Source organism: bacterium (assembly GCA_035530055.1).
Taxonomy (GTDB): Bacteria; UBA6262; WVXT01; order WVXT01; family WVXT01; genus WVXT01.
In genome coordinates this window covers 1-16,657 of sequence record DATKVN010000023.1, presented here as the reverse complement: position 1 = coordinate 16,657, position 16,657 = coordinate 1, and the positions used below count along the sequence as shown (strand labels likewise).

The following is a 16,657-nucleotide window of genomic DNA, read 5'->3' as shown; positions in this document are numbered from 1 at the left end:
GGCATCACCAGCCCCTGTTTTATCCACAGGTTTGAATTCTTTATACGAGTCAATAAATTTCTTGCCCGAACCAGAATAGACAAAACATCCCTTTCCTCCCAGAGTGGTAAGAACAATTTTCGCTCCGTATTCGGCAATGGTTTCCGAGGCATCGAGGAGTTTTTCTCTTTTGGTTAACTCTTTTATTTCTGTCTCATTAAATTTCACTATTGTTGCTTTATTCAAGATTCCTTGAAGGCTTTTAAGCCCCTTTTCCACAAATATGTATCCCGGGTCGAAAAATACTTTCACTCCAGATTCTTTAGCATATTGGGAAGCAAGTTCCATCGCCGGGATAGCTTTTTCACCTTCAATGCTACTCAAGAAAATATACTTAGCGGATTTTATATAATTTTTATCAATATTTCCAGGAGATAGTTTTGCATTGGCTCCTTGATAGGCAAAGAGAACCCTCTCACCACCTTCATTAACAATGGCAATAACGCTTCCACTATTTCCCTGACAAACTTTTAAGCAAGATATATCGACCTTCTCTGTTTTCAAACCATCCCTCAGGATTTCTCCGAAATAGTCTCCTCCCACATTTCCAATGAACCCAGAAGTTACTCCCAGGCGGGAAATCCCACAGGCAACATTGGCCGCAGAACCACCGCCAACCATATCCCAGCTTCTGATGACAGTCTCCTGGTCAGGATTGGGAAACCTATCTACCTTAGCCACTAAATCGATATTTACAGCACCTATAGAGACAACATCCATCTTCTCATCCCAAACTTCCCGCCTCACCCCTTACACTCTTCCTGAATTTTTCGCTAAGAGAGATGAGACGTTCTCTATTATTTTCACTCACCACTTCCAGCAGGGGAAGTTTTTCTTTCCAGTTTTCTACCAACTCCATCACCTTTCCCTTACCTCCCCGGGAAAAAGCATCTGCAAGGACTGAAATGGGAGCTGTATTTTCTGAAATACAGACTACTTCAGCCTTCTCAATTGCGTATCTATTGCCATTAAAAGATACTGCCAATCCTCCATTTTCTCTTATAAAACTTAATGCCTCTCGATCAGTGATGCTATCTCCCACATACATAGCATCTTGAGAACTGTTGTTACATTTCTTTAGACTATCTTTTATGGCATTGACTTTCTCTCGACCTCCCACTGGATTAACCTCTTCCAGCATTTTACCCGATTTCATAGAAATTATTTCTTTCCAAAAAATCTCTTCCAATCTATCTATAGCCTCTTTAGTCTGAGGGTTTAAATTGTTAATTTCAGAAACTTCTATTAAAGGATAAGCTAATATCTGTTTACTAAATTCCTTAAGTTTTTCTATCTCCTCCTTAGAGATATTATACTTGTCTATGTTTAGCTCGGTACAATAGACATTTTCAGGAGGAAACTCTACGACTTCACAGAGTGCCTGAATATAGGGCTGGTAACTGGTACTAACAATGAAGGAAGGCATCCTTTCCTGAACGAAACGGAGTGTCTCTTTAGCGCCAGGCATTAAAAGAATATTATTTCTTGAATATTCTACAATTTTTTTATCTGTCGTCCCGTAGGCTTTCAGAAACGGAAGGATCAATCTCAATGTATCGCCTGCCTTGTATCCTTCCCTTCCGGTTAATGCTAAAAAGTCATCATACCTGCTAAGCTGGGTAAAAAATTTCTCGCCTTCCGGGAGAAAATTGGTTGCCAGTTCTAAAGCATTATCATTCTTGGAGATAGGTCCTTCACAGTCAGTAATAAATTGCATCTTTTATTTTATAGTTTCGTTCAAGCAATAACCTTTTGTGGCTTCGCCCTCTGTGGTTACAACCCTCTTTTCCTCTATCCGTACTTTTCCATCAGCAAATGCTTTTATTGTATGAATAACCAGAGGAGATTCTCTTCTGAATTCTTCTTCCCGAATTTTAGAGAAGAGCTTACAGTAGTTGCCGGTAGAGTAGTACTCCTTCCACAGTGGCTCGTAATCTCTTCCCACAATGGGGAATGTGCAATAGGAGATGGGAGGACCCTTGTCTAATTCAGGCGTTACCAGATGCATCATACAACCCGCTTCTTTTGCATTTGACTCAATCAATTTCCTCATCACTTCCTGCCAGCTACCTTGAGGACCACCAGGTGGTGCTGGATGGAGATTCAGAATGTTGTAAGACTTACACATTTCAGGTCCAATTATAAGCATGTAACCTACGAGATAAATGTCGAAGGATTGAGGAATCCTCTCCATTATTTCTTTATCATACTCGTTTCTCCACTGGATAAGGAGAGGAGAATCGCTTCCCTCACTTTTGCTTTCCTCAACAGCCTTCTCTCTCATTTCTCTCTTAAAATTTTTAGAAGAAAAAGTGATTAACTCAATCCCGCAGTCTCTTGCCAATTTAAGAAGCGAGTCGGTTATCTCCTTTTCTCCTTCAACTCTGTTGCAGAATAGATAGGTTATCTCTCCGTTTATAACTCCTTTTTCAATGCTACTATATACTTCTTGAAAAAGCTTGATCGCTTCATTATCTCTTCCTGTAGAGAATATTCCAAACTTATAGCTCATATTATTTTCACCTGACGCCTGCCAGAGACCACCTCTCCAATAGAGCGAGCCTGTGGTAAACGAGATAAGAGTCTCTTTCTTTTAGCCGGAGAGACAATCAGAACCATGCCTATTCCCATATTGAAAGTATGAAACATCTCTTTTTCTTTAATCTTTCCCTTTTTCTGAACGAGCTGGAAAATTCGGGGAACCTTCCAGGAACCTTTATGGATTATCGCCTGGCACCCCTGAGGGAGAATACGAGTAATATTATCAATAAATCCTCCTCCCGTAATATGGGCAATTCCCCGCACAATAGACCTTACTGAAAGGACATCTTTCACATATATCTTTGTGGGTTTCAATAACTCCTTACCCAGGCTTCTCAATTCTTTCTGGGAAAAAATCTTGCGCACCAGAGAGAAACCATTACTATGCAAGCCTGAAGAAGGAAGACCAAAAATTATATCACCCGGTTTAATCTTTTTTCCATCTATTACTTCTTTTCTATCCACAATGCCCACACAAAAGCCGGCTAAATCGTATTCGCCTTTTTTATAGAAACCGGGCATCTCAGCAGTCTCCCCTCCTATTAATGAGCAACCACCCTGAAGGCAGCCTTTATGAATTCCCTTGATTACTTCCTCAGCAACTCCCAGCTCCAGCTTTCCCGTGGCAAAGTAGTCAAGGAAGAACATAGGTTTTGCTCCACAAGTTATAATGTCGTTAACACACATTGCCACAAGGTCAATGCCTACTGTATCATGTTTTCTTATGAGTTGCGCAATTTTTAGTTTTGTTCCCACCCCGTCAGTGGAAGCAACGAGAAAAGGTTTCTTATATCTTGCCAGCTTCATCGGGTAAAGACCTGAGAATCCTCCGATTCCAGAAACAATTCCCTTTATTTTCTTTACCAGCTTCTCTGCCTTCTTAATGTCTACTCCGGCTTCTTTATAAGTAACCATAAGAACCTCCCTCCCTTTCGGGAGGATTCCAAAAACTCTGGAGTCCTTGCGAAAGCAAGGCAACTAAATTCTGGAGTGTGAAACGAGAGTTTCACTGAGTCAAGCTTCCGCTTGACACTCCACCCTTCCCTTTCGGGAGGACTCCAACTAGACTTTTTCCTTTTCCTCGATATGCTCCCTTTCCTCAATATGTTCCCACTGTAGTGGAGAAATAACCGCCTGACCGATATTGGTCAGATGGTCCCCTATCTTTTCAAGGTTACTAACCATTTCCAGAAAAACTATCCCGGAAAGCACTTTACATGTTCCATCCTCTAACCTCTTAACATGATTCTGATTTAATTTATCCCTCAAAAGGTTAACTCGAGACTCCCTTTCAATTACCTTTTGTGCCTCTTTAACCTCGTTTGTCTTAAGTGCAGAAATAGCCTCCTGCACCATCTGATCGATTTCTCCCTGTATCTGGCGGATTTCACTGATTGCCATATTGGAGAAAGGTAACTTTTCATCAATTTTCCTTTCTGCCAGGTCCCTCAAGTTTTCCGCATGGTCGCCGATTCGTTCAACATCATTAATTATGTGCAAAAGAGATGGTATCTTCTTTGACTCTTCCTCACTCAATTCCCTCTGCATCAGTTCCACCAGGTAATTTGAAACCGCCATCCTCAAGCTGTCCACAGCCTCTTCACCCTGAGAAACTTTAGCCAATGCCTTAATATCGTTTTTCATAAATCCTTCAATAGCATCATCTACCATCTCTTTAACCAGCTTTAGAGTATGAACGGTCTCATGTATTGCTGCGTGCAAAGCTAAAACAGGTGTGTTTAAAAGGTGTTTTTCCAGATGCTTAGGACCCGCCTCCACAACAGTCTCCTTTCCAGGAACAACCTTTTCAATCGTGCGGGCCAGAACTCCTGCCAGGGGAAGGAAAAGCATAGTAATCATTACATTAAATATTGTATGGGCATTAGCACATTGGCGCATAATATTAGTTGCAGTAGCCGCAATCAACTTTTGATAATAAGGCAGGAAAAGCAAGAGAAGAACTACTCCTATAACTTTAAATGTAACATGGGCAATGGCCGTCCTCTTTGCAGAAATAGTCGTGCCCATAGAAGCAAGAAGAGCAGTTATACAAGTACCAATATTGTCTCCCAGAATTAGAGGTATTGCTCCACTTAAGTCTATTAACCCCGTAGAAGCTAAAGCCAAAACTAAGCCCACGGTGACACTACTTGATTGGACAATCATTGTTACTATCATACCAGTAGCTATGCCAGTGATAGGACTCTTGCTAAAGATGATAAAGGCATTACGCACAGACTCGCTAGCTCCAAAAGGCTCTACTGAACCCGTCAATATCTTCAGACCCAAAAAGAGAATACCGAAACCGAAAAGAAATTCTCCAATACTCTTATAGAATTTCTTTTTAGCGAAGATGTTCATCGCCATACCCAGCCCGATAATTGGTAAAGCATAATCAGTCAATTTAAAAGCGATTAATTGAGCAGTGATTGTCGTGCCAATATCGGCTCCCAAAATCACGCCAATTGCCTGTCTCAAAGTCATCAGCCCGGCATTAACAAATCCCACCAACATCACCGTAGTAGCGCTGGAGGATTGAATAAGTGATGTTACTCCTGCGCCAACGAGCATGCCGATAAAGGGTGTAGAGGTTAGAGCAGCAAGGATTTTTCTGATTTTATCTGCAGAGGCTTTATGTAGTCCGGCACCCATAAGATGGATACCAAATATAAATAAGCCCAGACCACCAACTACACCAAATATTGTCTCTCTAATCATTTATTATTACTCCTCAATTATGAAGTCGAATATTTCTGGTAGCCCAATCTTTCCAATCTCTTACCTTTCTTCTCCACATCCTTTGCTAAGTCAGTTTTGAATCTTTTCAATTCTTTTCTAATTTGTGCATTACTTAAAGCAAGAATCTCCACTGCCATAATAGCTGCATTTATCGCTCCTGATTTCCCAATGGCCATAGTGGCCACAGGCACTCCTTTAGGCATCTGCACAGTAGAGTATAGAGAGTCTCTTCCTTTCAGTGGACCTGTATGCATAGGCACGCCAATTACCGGAAGAGTAGTGTGAGCAGCAATTACTCCCGCAAGATGTGCTGCTCCGCCAGCGCCAACAATTAAAACTTTCAGGCCTCTCCTTTCCGCTCTCTTAGCGTAATCAATTGTCCTCTTAGGAGAACGGTGCGCAGAGGAGATTGTCATCTCATAAGGGACATTAAACCTTTCCAACATTTTTGTCGACTCTTTCATAGGGGAAAGGTCCGAATCCGACCCCAACACTATTCCCACAACTGCCTTTTTCATCTTCTCTCCCTATTTGAAAAAAGTTGGTTTTGAATGTCCTAATGGATAAAAAGTAGTGTAAGGCTTTATGCCTGTAATGATTTGAGCATGGCAACATGGCATTACAGGTAATGTTTTGGTAGTGTAGGGCTTTATGCCCGTAAAAATTACGCCCATAAAGGGCTACACTACTAGCCTTCTCAAAGAAAAGTTAGTTTGCGAGGAGCACTCAATTTCTTGCTTTACTAAATCTTTGCGAGCGAAACGATAAAATTTCATCAGCGACGAGCAGACTAACTTTTCCTCACCCTCAACCCTTTAGCTCCAATATCCCTTCTATAATGCATCCCCTCAAAACTAATCTCTTTAACAGCTTCGTAAGTCAAATCTATTGCCCCTTCCAAGGTATCGTTCCAACCAGTAACTCCCATAACCCGACCACCAGAAGTTAAGAAACGGTTCCCATCTTTCTTCGTTCCCGCGTGGAATACATAAACATCATTCTTTTTCCCAACCTTATCCAGCCCCAATATCTCTTTGCCCTTCTCGTATGACATTGGATATCCACCCGAGGCAACCACAACACAGACACAGGACTTCTTCTCCCACTCAATTGGAACCTCTTTTAATTTCCCATCAATCGTAGCTTCCAGGAGGTCAACTAAATCTGTCTTTAAAAGAGGTAGAACTGCCTGGTTTTCCGGGTCACCAAAGCGAACGTTAAATTCAAGAACTTTTGGCCCCTCACTAGTAACCATAATCCCGGCATATACTACACCTTTAAATTCTATCCCTTCCGCTTTCACCCCTTTAAGAAAATTATTGAAAATCCTCCCTTCCGCCCAGCAATAAACTTCCTCAGTCACCACCGGTGCAGGAGCATATGCTCCCATTCCTCCTGTATTTGGTCCCCTATCCTGGTCAAAAACTGGTTTATGGTCCTGCGAAGGTATTGTGGGAATAATGGTTTCTCCATCACAAAGTCCAATCAGTGATGCTTCTTCTCCTTCCAGTTTCTCCTCTATGATAACTTTATTGCCTGCATCACCGAATATCCTATCTTCCATAATCGAGCGAACCGCATCCATTGCTTCCTCTTTTGTTCCGCAAATAATCGCCCCTTTCCCTGCTGCCAATCCATCAGCCTTGACCACACAGGAAAATTTACCAGCTTGTTTAGAGGAACGCGAGAGCTTCTCCACATAGTCTAAGGCATCCCTAGAATTTTCGAAAACCTCAAATTCAGCAGCGGGAATATTGTATTTTTTCATGAAATTCTTCGCAAATACTTTACTTCCTTCCATCTGTGCTGCTCTCATATTAGGCCCAAAAATTCTCAAACCTTTAGCCCGGAAAAAATCGACAATTCCCGCCACCAGAGGAACTTCCGGCCCAACAACAGTCAAGTCCACATTCTCCTTCTTGGCAAATTCTGCCACCTCAGAAAAATTTAGCGGATCCAGCGAAACACACTCAGCAATTTGTGAAATCCCCCCATTCCCCGGAACACAATAAATCTTAGATACTTTATTACTCTGCGCCAGTTTCCAAGTCAGGGTATGTTCCCTTCCACCAGAACCAATAACCAAAACCTTCACATCCCACCTTCCTTTTCAAAAATTTCTATCCAGAATTAGCCCATTAAAATCAGTGTTCACCTTCGATCTCAAAACAACCACCGATTTCATCATTAACCTTTGACTAATTTTTGGTAGGCTTGTTGGTATTTTTCTCTTGTCTTTGTGACAATTTCTTCAGGTAATTGGGGAGCAGAAGGTTTCTTGTCCCAGTTGAGGGATTCCAGATAGTCGCGGACAAATTGTTTGTCAAAGCTCAATTGGGGCTTTCCCGGCTGGTAACTTTCCTTATCCCAAAACCTGGAAGAATCGGGAGTTAAGATTTCATCGATAAGAATAATTTTATCATTGAGAATGCCGAACTCAAATTTGGTATCAGCAATAATAATTCCTTTAGAGAGGGCATAATCGCTTGCCTTTTTATAAGCGGTAAGGCTCTTCTCCTTGAGAAATAGGGAGACCTCCTCTCCCTCGTTATCAATAAGTTGCTTTTCAGTTATGTTTATGTCGTGGTTACCCGTCTGGGCTTTGGTGGCTGGGGTGAATATAGGATGAGGAAGTCTATCCGATTCCTTTAAACCTTGGGGCAAGTCAACGCCACAAACCTTGCCTTCCCTCTGGTAATCTTTCCAAGAGGAACCGGCAAGATATCCCCTTATCACACTCTCTATGTTTATTCGTCTCGCTTTTTTCACCAGCATAGAACGATCTCTTAAAATCTCCTTATAGGGAGAGAGTTGTGAAGGGAAATCTTCAACATCTCCAGTAATCAGGTGGTTGGGAACAATATCCTTTAAATAATTGAACCAGAAAAGAGAAATCTGAGTGAGAATTCTACCTTTATCTGGTATGGGAGTGGGAAGAACAACATCGAAGGCAGAAATCCTGTCTGTAGCTACAATTAGAAGTTCCTCGCCGAGATCGTAGATATCGCGCACCTTGCCCCGAAAGAAGAGAGGAATCCCTTCTAGGTTAGTTTCTATAATTGCCTGTGAATTTCCCATATACTCTCCTAAGAAAAGTTAGTTTACGAGGAGCATTTAATTTCTTGCTTCACTACCCTGCGAAAGAAAAGTTGATTTTGAGGACATTGGGAATTTTAGCGAGGAAACAAGGCTGACAATAAGACTTGCAAGCAGAATTTTGTTTGAGCCCCGATTTATCGGGGCGAGTTTAATTCTGCGCTTTGCAGAAGCCGAAGTTTCCGAGCGGTGAAAAAATTCCTTCGTGACGAAAAATCAACTTTTCTTTCGTCTCATTTTCCCATGCCCACTCGCTGGGCTTTTTGAAATATCTTGCCTTCTAGCTTTATCTCGGGAGCAATGATTATTTCAGTGAGATGCATCTCCTTAACGTTCTTCGCTCCCACGTTACCCATACCTGTTCTGAGTGCTCCCACCAAATTCTGCGTGCCGTCATCCAGCTTGGCTGGTCCATACAAGATTTCTTCTAAGGTTCCGGTGGTGCCCACATGAATTCTGGTTCCCCGGGGGAGGTTTCGGTGGGGAGTAGCCATTCCCCAGTGGTATCCCCTTCCAGGAGCCTCTTTTGCCCGGGCAAATGCTGAGCCAACCATCACTGCATCTGCCCCACAGGCAAAGGCTTTACATATATCGCCGCCTGTAGTCATACCACCATCAGTGATAATGGAGACATATCTTCCACTCTTCTTATAATAGTAATCGCGCGCCGAAGCACAATCTATAGTAGCAGTCACCTGGGGAACACCGATTCCCAATACTCCTCTTGTCGTACAGGCAGCGCCAGGACCGATTCCCACCAGAAGCCCGGCACATCCTGTCTGCATAAGTTCTAAAGCAGCACCGTAACTCACGCAGTTTCCCACAATTATAGGAATGTTCATCTGGGAACAGAACTTCTTGAAATCGAGAACCTCATATTCTGTGGAGATATGCTTAACCGTGGTGACTGTGGACTGAACCACAAAGATATCGCATCCTGCATCTTGAGCTAATTTGCCATACCGGGAAGCATTCTGGGGAATGGAAGAAGCAACAGTTAACACCCCGGCTTCTTTAATCTCTCTTATCCTTTTGGTGATAAGTTCTTCTTTTATAGGCTCTTTATAAATTTCCTGGACTAAGACTGTTGCTTCATTTGCACTGGCAGTGGCAATTTTTTTCAGAATCTTCTCCGGGTCTTTATATCGAGTCTGTATTCCCTCTAAGTTCAATACTGCCAATCCTCCGAGCTTGCCCATAGCAATGGCAAACTTGGGACCCACTACGCCATCCATTGCTGAAGCCATGAACGGTGTCTCCAGCTCTAAATCTGCAAGCTTCCAGACAATATCTACTTCATTGGGATTTATGGTAACCAAGCCTGGAACTAAAGCCACCTCATCAAAACCATAGGCCCTGCGAGCCTCCCGATCCCGACCTATAAAGAAAGGCATATTACACCTCCAATATAAATTATGAATTATGATATAATATCTTTGGAGTGTAAAGCGAGAGCTTTACAAGTCAAACTTTCGTTTGACACTCCAGTTCGTTTGGTTATCCTGTACTACCAAATCCTCCTTCATTACGTGTTGTATCATCGAGTCGTTCGCACTCTTCCCATTCTATAAGCTCTACTTTTTTGAGCACAGCCTGGGCAATGCGTTCCCCTTTTTTAATCTCTATAGCCTCTTTAGGACTGGTATTAAAGATTATAACTTTCACCTCGCCCCGATAGGTAGAATCGACTGTTCCGGGAGTATTCAAAATAGTGAGTCCCTTATTTATCGCTAATCCGCTACGGGGTCTGATTTGCAACTCATATCCTAAAGGAACAGCTACTCTTATTCCCGTAGGAATTAATGTTCTCTCCTGTGGCTTTAACGAAATTTCCTCCCCGGCATTGAACAGGTCAACCCCGGCATCACCTTGGTGTCGATACTGGGGCAGAGGAATATCTTTCCTTAATCTCATCACCTTTACTTTCAATCTTTAAACCTCCCAAGGAATAGTTCCCTTTGTGCCGGTCGCTTAATTCACCCAATTTGGACTTATTCCAGTTAGAAACCCTACTGAAGTATCCCACAATACGGGTTATTCCGTATACCTCAGTGGAGCCACAATGGGAACACTTCTCTTTTAATCCCCTGGTCAACTGATTGCACTTGTTGCAAACTGTAAATTCTGGCGAGATTGTGAGTTGTGCTGCCTTAGTAGCTTCCCAAGTTTTCTTTACCAAATTCATTATGGAAGCAGGAGATGGCTTCTCCTCACCAATGAAGGCGTGAAGAATTGCCCCACTCTCAATTAAGGTATGAAATTTACTCTGCTTAACAATCCTGTCCACCAGGTTTATGGGAGCACTGGCAGAGAAATGTATACTGTTAGTATAGTAGAATTCTTCTTTCTCAATGTCTCCTTTAACTACTTCTTTTGACTGTGGATACTCCCTTAGATCCACCTTAGCCAGCCTGCGGGCAGCAGATTCAGCAGGGCTCTCTTCCATGGCAACTCTTAAGCCATACTTCTTCCCATACTCCTTTGTTTTCAGATACATAAAGGACATTATCTTCAATCCTAACCTGTAAGTTTCTTCTTCTTCATGCAACTCTTTTCCGGTCAGATACTGTACGCATTCGTTCAGTCCAATAATTCCAATGATGTAAGTAGCTTTTTCTAAGTCGACGTAGGGTCTGCCATCTCGAGCAATCCTTCCTAATTCCCACAAAGGCAACCCTTCCTCTTTCATCAACTCCCCGATAAATTTCTTCTTCTGAAGATGTGCTTCCATTGCTAAATCCATTGCTTTCTCTATTTCCGGGAACACCTTTTCTATTCCGCCTCTCCCTGCCCGATAGGCTGCCTGAGGAAGGTTAATGGTCACATTCTGAAATCCACAAAATCTCATCGACTCGGGATGCTTGATAACATAATCATCAGTGATTGTAGTGCGTAACCTGCAGCATGCAGAAAGAGTGACGTCATCCCGGTCAAAGACAAAATAAGGAACACCATTCTCACTGGCAACGAGACAGGCATACTCTAATAGTTCATATTGTTTAGGGTCGGAAAACGTATCCACGTTTACGTGCAGGTCCATCTTGGGGAAGGCAAAGATATGGCCGAAACTATCCCCTTCTCGCCAGACATCCATCAATGCCTTGGCAAATATCTGCGCTTCCTTTTCATAGTCTCCATAAGTTTTTCCAGTATATTCTCCTCCCGGTCCGATGGCGGGAACTTTCTTCAGGTAACTGGGAACCCCTGTGTGCACATTTGCGTCCAGAAACAGAACCTGGCCACCGCGGGAGAATGCCGATTGGGATAAGGAGAAGATGAGATATTGGGCTTCCTGTTTGATGTCTCTCGAATTCATCCCCACCAGATAAGGAGCATAGAATACGTTTATGTAACCCACGCCCAGAGCCCCGGCATAATAAGCCTGCATAGAAGCAAGAAAGGTATTCAAATGTCCGGTAAGCGTCCGGGCATGCTTTGCTGGCGAGGAGATGATATCCAGTTTCTCCATGTGCAGCCCGTACTTCTTAATATATTCGAGAGAATGGCTACTGCAATAAACCCTAATAGGATAGCCGAGATCGTGAATGTGGATTTTACCTTTCAGATGGGCAGTAGCTAAATTCCGGGAAAAAATGTTGTTGAGGGCATACTGTTTCAATGTAGTTTCAGCAATAACCAAATTTACTGCTTCCGGATTATGAGAAGCTATGTTACTGTTCTCCAGGCTCTTGGAAAAGATCAATTCTTGCAGATCATAAGTGGGGATTCCTAAGCTTGTCTGTTCTTTAATCTTCTTTCCATAACCTAATTCCAGTAACTCGCTATCAACTAACTCTCGAATAAAACCAGTGACCACCTGCTTCAGACCAGAAGCAACTATCTTCTTCTCCACATTGTGGGCAATCCGATCGGCAACCTTTAAGGGAATGTTTGCTTCTTTGACCAAAGCCTGACTTATTTTATCCCTACTCCAGGGAGTCAATTCTGCTTCGGTTTCGGTAGCTACCAGGAGAGCGAAGTCGGTGGTATCGGTTTTTTTCCTCTTCTTCTTTGATACCTTAAGCTTCTGTGCCATTTTCTGCCTGGCAATTCGATGAAGGTTGTAGGCCTTTGCAGTTAGTAAATGTTTACTTTCCATAAGCACAGTCTCAATAGCATCACCGATTGTCTTCATACTCAGCGTTTCACCCTGCAGATAGTTCTTCTTCAAGTACTCTTCCACATCATCGGCTATTTTGCGAGTCATCCGCCAGGTCTCTCCACCGCCTTGCCTGGCTGCCCTAAATACAGCCTCAACGATTTTGCCCTTATTAAAGGGCACAATTCGGCCATCTTTTTTCCTGACTGAAGTAAAGAACCTCTTTTGAACCTTAATCATTCTTCGCCTCCAAAATATAACTACAATTCCCCTCACCCTAACCCTCTCCCCAAAGGGGAGAGGAGACTCCTCAGCCTCTCTGTAGGGGACGGACTCTGTGCCGTCCCTTTCATTGGGCGGCCACGGAGTGCCGCCCCTACAAAGCAGAGTTTCGCTCTGCAGCTACAATATTTGAAAGGATTTTAGCAGTTTAAAAAACCTGCACTACGATTTGGAAACAAAAATTTCCCCAAATTCGTCAGACCTCGGTACTCTCTTCTCCCAGCGGGCAACTTCCATACCGTCTTCTTCCAGAATGATTGTGGGCACTTCCAGAGCATCCAAAAGAGAACCCTCGGTCAATCCATCCACTGTATCCAAGTCGTAAAAGGTGAGTTCAATCCTTTCGGTCAATTCCCATTTGTCCAGAAAGAATTGAAATTTCCTGAGTGAAGCCTTGCAAATATTGCAATCTTTCTTTCCAAAAATTTTGACCTTCATCCCCTTCCTTTCTTCTTCCTAATCAGAACAGAGCTTTAGCTCTTCTATCCAGCGCTTTGTCTGGCAACTCCCCTATGTTTATTTTTCCGCTTCAATTTTTTTAATTCTTTTAAGAATGTACCTATATCATTAAACTGCCTATAGACAGAAGCAAATCTCACGTAAGCTACCTCATCCAATTTGCGTAGCTTCTTCAACACTGTCTCTCCAATTACTTTAGAAGGAACCTCCATTATGTAATCTTGCAATTCCTCCTCAATCTCGCTAACAATTTTCTCCACAATATCGAGTGAAATTGGCCTTTTCTGACAGGCGCGCAGAATGCCTTCTTGCAACTTATTGCGGTCGAAAACCTCCAGTCTTTTGTCCTTCTTAATAACCATGAGAGGCATGCTTTCAATCCTCTCAAAGGTAGTAAACCTCTTCTTACAGACAAGACACTCCCTGCGTCTCCTGACCACAGAACTTCCTTCTACTGGTCTGGAATCGATTACTTTTCCTTCAGAGTTGCCACAAAATGGACACTTCAAGATAACCCCCTCGGGGTTACTTCCATAGGGGCTTCGCCCCTCTGGCGTTCCAAAATGCTCCTATTCGTCGCATTTTTCCGCTGTCCTCCGGGGCGCTCACCGTCTCGCGCCCGTCGCTAACACGGAGCTCCTTATTCGTCGCTCCAGCGACCCCTTGGGGGAAACCAGATTGTTTCCCCCAAACCCCCTAATCCGCATAGGAATTTTTCAAATTCCTATGCTTCAATATAACCACCCCAACATACAATATAAAGTAGCCCGTTTATGGTAGCATACTACATATAGTGCTGTCAAGAAAAATTTGAACTAATTATTCTTTGGTTTAGGAGAGAATATTTGTGGAGGTATTCTATTTTTTTATGGTGGACAATAACTTTCTTGTCTTGTTAATCAAATCTTCTGTACTAAATGGCTTAGTAACGTAATCGAAGGCTCCTTGAAGGAATCCTTTTAATCTACTTCCATAATCATCCTTGGCAGTTAACATAATGATGGGAATCCCGAAAGAACTCTTGTCTTCTCGTAACCTCCTGCAGACTTCATAACCATCTCTTTTGGGAAGGAAAATATCCAATATAATAATATCAGGATTTTCTCTGTGCGTTTTATCTTCAGCTTCTATGCCGTCAATAGCGGTTATGACTTCATATCCTTCAGACTCTAAACTCTCTTTCAAAAGCTGTAATGTGTCTGGTTCATCCTCTACTATAAGAACTTTTTCTGGCATAATTCTCTCCCATTCTGTTTTCTACCCCACAAATGGTAGAAGAATAACAAGTCTCCTGCTCTCATCTTCAAAGCGAACCTTTCCACCCTGGGCTTCCACAATACTTCTAACCATAAATAGTCCTAAACCTGCGTCTTCTTTATTTCCACTCTTTCCCTGAGTTATTCCTCCTGCAGTATCAGGAAAAAGTATCTCTACAAACTTATTCTGACCAACAACTTTCGGTTCACCGTTAACTGAAAAAATAACTTTCCCACCTGATGAAGTCTCATTAAGAGAGTTCTTTATGAGTTTGGTGAAAACTTCCCTGAGGGTTTTCTCGTCGCCACGAATAATTGGTTGACCAGTTGGCAACTCTACACATAGAGAAATCCCTTTGTCTTCGGCTTCTCTCCTTAAGGATTGAACAACCTTATCAATAATATCGAGAAGAGCTATAGGTTCTTTCTTGAGCCCTAAGCGCCCCGACTTCACCGGAGAAAGTTCAGACAGTTCTTCCACTAATCGAATGAGTCGTTCTACCTGTCTGTGGACAATCTCTAAATACCTCTTCTGCTGTTGGTTGATATCTCCTGTTTTTCCGCCCAGTATTTTAGAGACATATTCCTTAATGGGTGTTAGAGGAGAACGCAGCTTATGTAGGGCTAAAGTAAGGAACTCTTCCTTTACTCGGTCCCTTGTTTTTAACTCTTTAACTTTTTGTTTCAGTTTTCTCTCAGCTTCTTTATATTTTGCTGAATCTTCTCCACCCAAAACAAAAATCCTCCTTCCCAGGTTACTTCTTTCAATTCTCAGTTCTCAGTCCTGTTTTCTCAGCTAAATCCTTATATAAGCATGTTCTGTTTTTCCCGGTTGCCTTAGCTCGGTATAAAGCCTTATCGGCACAGTTGACCAAATCTTGAGCATTTTTGGTGTCTACAGGGTAAGTAGCAATCCCAATGCTAACGGTTACTTTTCCTACGGGTTGTTTCTCTCTATATTCGAAGGAGAAGTTTTCTGCTTCCTTTCTAACCTTTTCCAATATTATGAGAGCTCCTTCACGACTAGTTGCTGGAAGAATTACTGCAAACTCTTCGCCTCCGTATCGGAAAGGAACATCTGTCCTGCGCAGGTGACCAGTAAGTATCTGGCTGAGTTGCTTAAGAACCATATCTCCAGCCAGATGACCATTAGTGTCGTTATAATGCTTGAAATCATCGATATCCAGCATTGCCAGAGATAGAAAGTGGGCGTATCTTCTGGTAAGCTCTATGTCTTCGGGTAACCTTCGCTGAAAATGTCTCTGATTATAGACCTGTGTAAGTTCATCTACAATAGTCTTTTCTTCAGTTTCCTTAAGCAATTTTGCATTCTCAATAGCTATTCCCACCTGGTTTGCAAAAAGAAGCAGAGGAGCAAAATCATCTTCTGTTATCTTTCTCTTAAGATTGCTTTGAGAGACGATAAGGGCGCCCGGGGGTCCCTTCTTAACCACAATGGGAATAACAGCAAAGCTCTTGAGCTTAAGTTCATTTATAATCGGAGGCTCGACTCGCGAGTCAGCCTTAGCATCTTCCACAATATAGGGCTTCCTTTCCTTAATGGAAAGGGAGAGAATTCCCGGCGTTTCCTCAACGGAAATATTGTAACGGCTAATCCCCTTCATAGAGACCGCCCCGGGATAGGCAATACACTTTAATAATTTTTTGTTCTCTGTTTCCTCAAGGTGGTACAAGAATACTTGGTCGAAATCGAATTCTTTCCTTATGTCCCGCATAACAAGTTTCAGAATCTCTTCCAGTTTCATGGTGCTCAGTATGGCTTCCGTAATTTCGCTTATGTCTTTAAGTTTCTGATGGGCAATTCTTAAATCCCTGTTGCGACGATGGCTCTGTATATCCTTACACACAAAGAGAAGGATAAGCGATGCCAGAAGGATATATTTTGCTGTATTATCTAAAACTAAAAAGATATCCAACACTATGTAAATACCAACCAGAATGAAAACCAAAAAAGCAGTAGTCTTAAAAATTCTTCCCATATCCTCACCTATCCAATGATTCTTCCTATCTTCTCCTTCAACACTTCCAAATCTACGGGCTTGACAATGTAATCGGCAATGTGTCCAGCCCATATCTCAAAGTCACTCCTGAAAGTATCATAAGCAGTACAGACGATAATGGGAAG

General features: G+C 42.5%; 16 protein-coding genes. All 16 read right to left on the bottom strand.

The window, feature by feature from the left end:
* Positions 1 to 786, bottom strand: a 786-nt coding sequence (locus VMW39_02515) for a carbohydrate kinase family protein (GenBank protein ID HUW22891.1), incomplete at its 3' end; no start/stop codon positions are given.
* Positions 764 to 1,756, bottom strand: coding sequence for an HAD hydrolase family protein (locus VMW39_02510; protein ID HUW22890.1), 993 nt, complete (start codon positions 1,754 to 1,756; stop codon positions 764 to 766). The genes VMW39_02515 and VMW39_02510, both read right to left, overlap by 23 nt.
* A gap of 3 nt (positions 1,757 to 1,759) precedes the next feature.
* Positions 1,760 to 2,551: a formyltransferase family protein gene (locus VMW39_02505; protein HUW22889.1), complete on the bottom strand. Its 792-nt coding sequence runs from the start codon at positions 2,549 to 2,551 to the stop codon at positions 1,760 to 1,762.
* Positions 2,548 to 3,495: a phosphoribosylformylglycinamidine cyclo-ligase gene (gene purM, locus VMW39_02500; GenBank protein HUW22888.1), complete on the bottom strand. Its 948-nt coding sequence runs from the start codon at positions 3,493 to 3,495 to the stop codon at positions 2,548 to 2,550. Before purM ends, VMW39_02505 begins: the two co-directional genes overlap by 4 nt.
* 147 nt (positions 3,496 to 3,642) lie before the next feature.
* On the bottom strand, positions 3,643 to 5,298 hold the full coding sequence (locus VMW39_02495; protein ID HUW22887.1) for a Na/Pi cotransporter family protein: 1,656 nt from the start codon (positions 5,296 to 5,298) through the stop codon (positions 3,643 to 3,645).
* Positions 5,299 to 5,315: 17 nt separating this feature from the next.
* Positions 5,316 to 5,837 carry a 5-(carboxyamino)imidazole ribonucleotide mutase gene (gene purE, locus VMW39_02490; protein ID HUW22886.1) on the bottom strand — a complete coding sequence of 174 codons (522 nt, stop codon included), beginning with the start codon at positions 5,835 to 5,837 and terminating at the stop codon, positions 5,316 to 5,318.
* Positions 5,838 to 6,109: 272 nt separating this feature from the next.
* Positions 6,110 to 7,414: a phosphoribosylamine--glycine ligase gene (purD, locus tag VMW39_02485; protein ID HUW22885.1), complete on the bottom strand. Its 1,305-nt coding sequence runs from the start codon at positions 7,412 to 7,414 to the stop codon at positions 6,110 to 6,112.
* Positions 7,415 to 7,506: 92 nt separating this feature from the next.
* Positions 7,507 to 8,397: a phosphoribosylaminoimidazolesuccinocarboxamide synthase gene (locus VMW39_02480; GenBank protein HUW22884.1), complete on the bottom strand. Its 891-nt coding sequence runs from the start codon at positions 8,395 to 8,397 to the stop codon at positions 7,507 to 7,509.
* A gap of 251 nt (positions 8,398 to 8,648) precedes the next feature.
* Positions 8,649 to 9,809: a GuaB3 family IMP dehydrogenase-related protein gene (locus VMW39_02475; protein HUW22883.1), complete on the bottom strand. Its 1,161-nt coding sequence runs from the start codon at positions 9,807 to 9,809 to the stop codon at positions 8,649 to 8,651.
* A gap of 103 nt (positions 9,810 to 9,912) precedes the next feature.
* Complete coding sequence (dut, locus tag VMW39_02470; protein HUW22882.1) at positions 9,913 to 10,329, bottom strand: dUTP diphosphatase; 417 nt, start codon at positions 10,327 to 10,329, stop codon at positions 9,913 to 9,915.
* Positions 10,280 to 12,754, bottom strand: coding sequence for an anaerobic ribonucleoside-triphosphate reductase (gene nrdD / locus VMW39_02465; protein ID HUW22881.1), 2,475 nt, complete (start codon positions 12,752 to 12,754; stop codon positions 10,280 to 10,282). The genes dut and nrdD overlap by 50 nt, the downstream gene beginning before the upstream one ends.
* A gap of 204 nt (positions 12,755 to 12,958) precedes the next feature.
* The gene (locus VMW39_02460) at positions 12,959 to 13,234 is read right to left on the bottom strand and encodes a hypothetical protein (GenBank protein HUW22880.1); all 276 of its coding nucleotides are present in this window, start codon (positions 13,232 to 13,234) and stop codon (positions 12,959 to 12,961) included.
* Between the two features lie 44 nt (positions 13,235 to 13,278).
* Positions 13,279 to 13,764 (bottom strand): transcriptional regulator NrdR, encoded by a 486-nt coding sequence (gene nrdR, locus VMW39_02455; GenBank protein HUW22879.1) that lies wholly within the window; start codon positions 13,762 to 13,764, stop codon positions 13,279 to 13,281.
* A gap of 349 nt (positions 13,765 to 14,113) precedes the next feature.
* Positions 14,114 to 14,491, bottom strand: a complete 378-nt coding sequence (locus tag VMW39_02450; protein ID HUW22878.1) for a response regulator — start codon at positions 14,489 to 14,491, stop codon at positions 14,114 to 14,116.
* Positions 14,492 to 14,512: 21 nt separating this feature from the next.
* A complete protein-coding gene (locus tag VMW39_02445) occupies positions 14,513 to 15,244 on the bottom strand; it encodes a HAMP domain-containing sensor histidine kinase (protein ID HUW22877.1) in 732 nt (243 codons plus the stop codon).
* 31 nt (positions 15,245 to 15,275) lie between these two features.
* Positions 15,276 to 16,511 (bottom strand): sensor domain-containing diguanylate cyclase, encoded by a 1,236-nt coding sequence (locus tag VMW39_02440; protein HUW22876.1) that lies wholly within the window; start codon positions 16,509 to 16,511, stop codon positions 15,276 to 15,278.
* Positions 16,512 to 16,657: the final 146 nt, after the last annotated feature.

Coding starts and splice junctions, on each gene's coding strand:
- VMW39_02510 (HUW22890.1), bottom strand. CDS start 1,756: ATGCAATTTATTACTGACTGTGAAGGACCTATCTCCAAGAATGATAAT.
- VMW39_02505 (HUW22889.1), bottom strand. CDS start 2,551: ATGAGCTATAAGTTTGGAATATTCTCTACAGGAAGAGATAATGAAGCG.
- purM (HUW22888.1), bottom strand. CDS start 3,495: ATGGTTACTTATAAAGAAGCCGGAGTAGACATTAAGAAGGCAGAGAAG.
- VMW39_02495 (HUW22887.1), bottom strand. CDS start 5,298: ATGATTAGAGAGACAATATTTGGTGTAGTTGGTGGTCTGGGCTTATTT.
- purE (HUW22886.1), bottom strand. CDS start 5,837: ATGAAAAAGGCAGTTGTGGGAATAGTGTTGGGGTCGGATTCGGACCTT.
- VMW39_02480 (HUW22884.1), bottom strand. CDS start 8,397: ATGGGAAATTCACAGGCAATTATAGAAACTAACCTAGAAGGGATTCCT.
- VMW39_02475 (HUW22883.1), bottom strand. CDS start 9,809: ATGCCTTTCTTTATAGGTCGGGATCGGGAGGCTCGCAGGGCCTATGGT.
- dut (HUW22882.1), bottom strand. CDS start 10,329: ATGAGATTAAGGAAAGATATTCCTCTGCCCCAGTATCGACACCAAGGT.
- nrdD (HUW22881.1), bottom strand. CDS start 12,754: ATGATTAAGGTTCAAAAGAGGTTCTTTACTTCAGTCAGGAAAAAAGAT.
- VMW39_02460 (HUW22880.1), bottom strand. CDS start 13,234: ATGAAGGTCAAAATTTTTGGAAAGAAAGATTGCAATATTTGCAAGGCT.
- VMW39_02450 (HUW22878.1), bottom strand. CDS start 14,491: ATGCCAGAAAAAGTTCTTATAGTAGAGGATGAACCAGACACATTACAG.
- VMW39_02440 (HUW22876.1), bottom strand. CDS start 16,511: ATGGGAAGAATTTTTAAGACTACTGCTTTTTTGGTTTTCATTCTGGTT.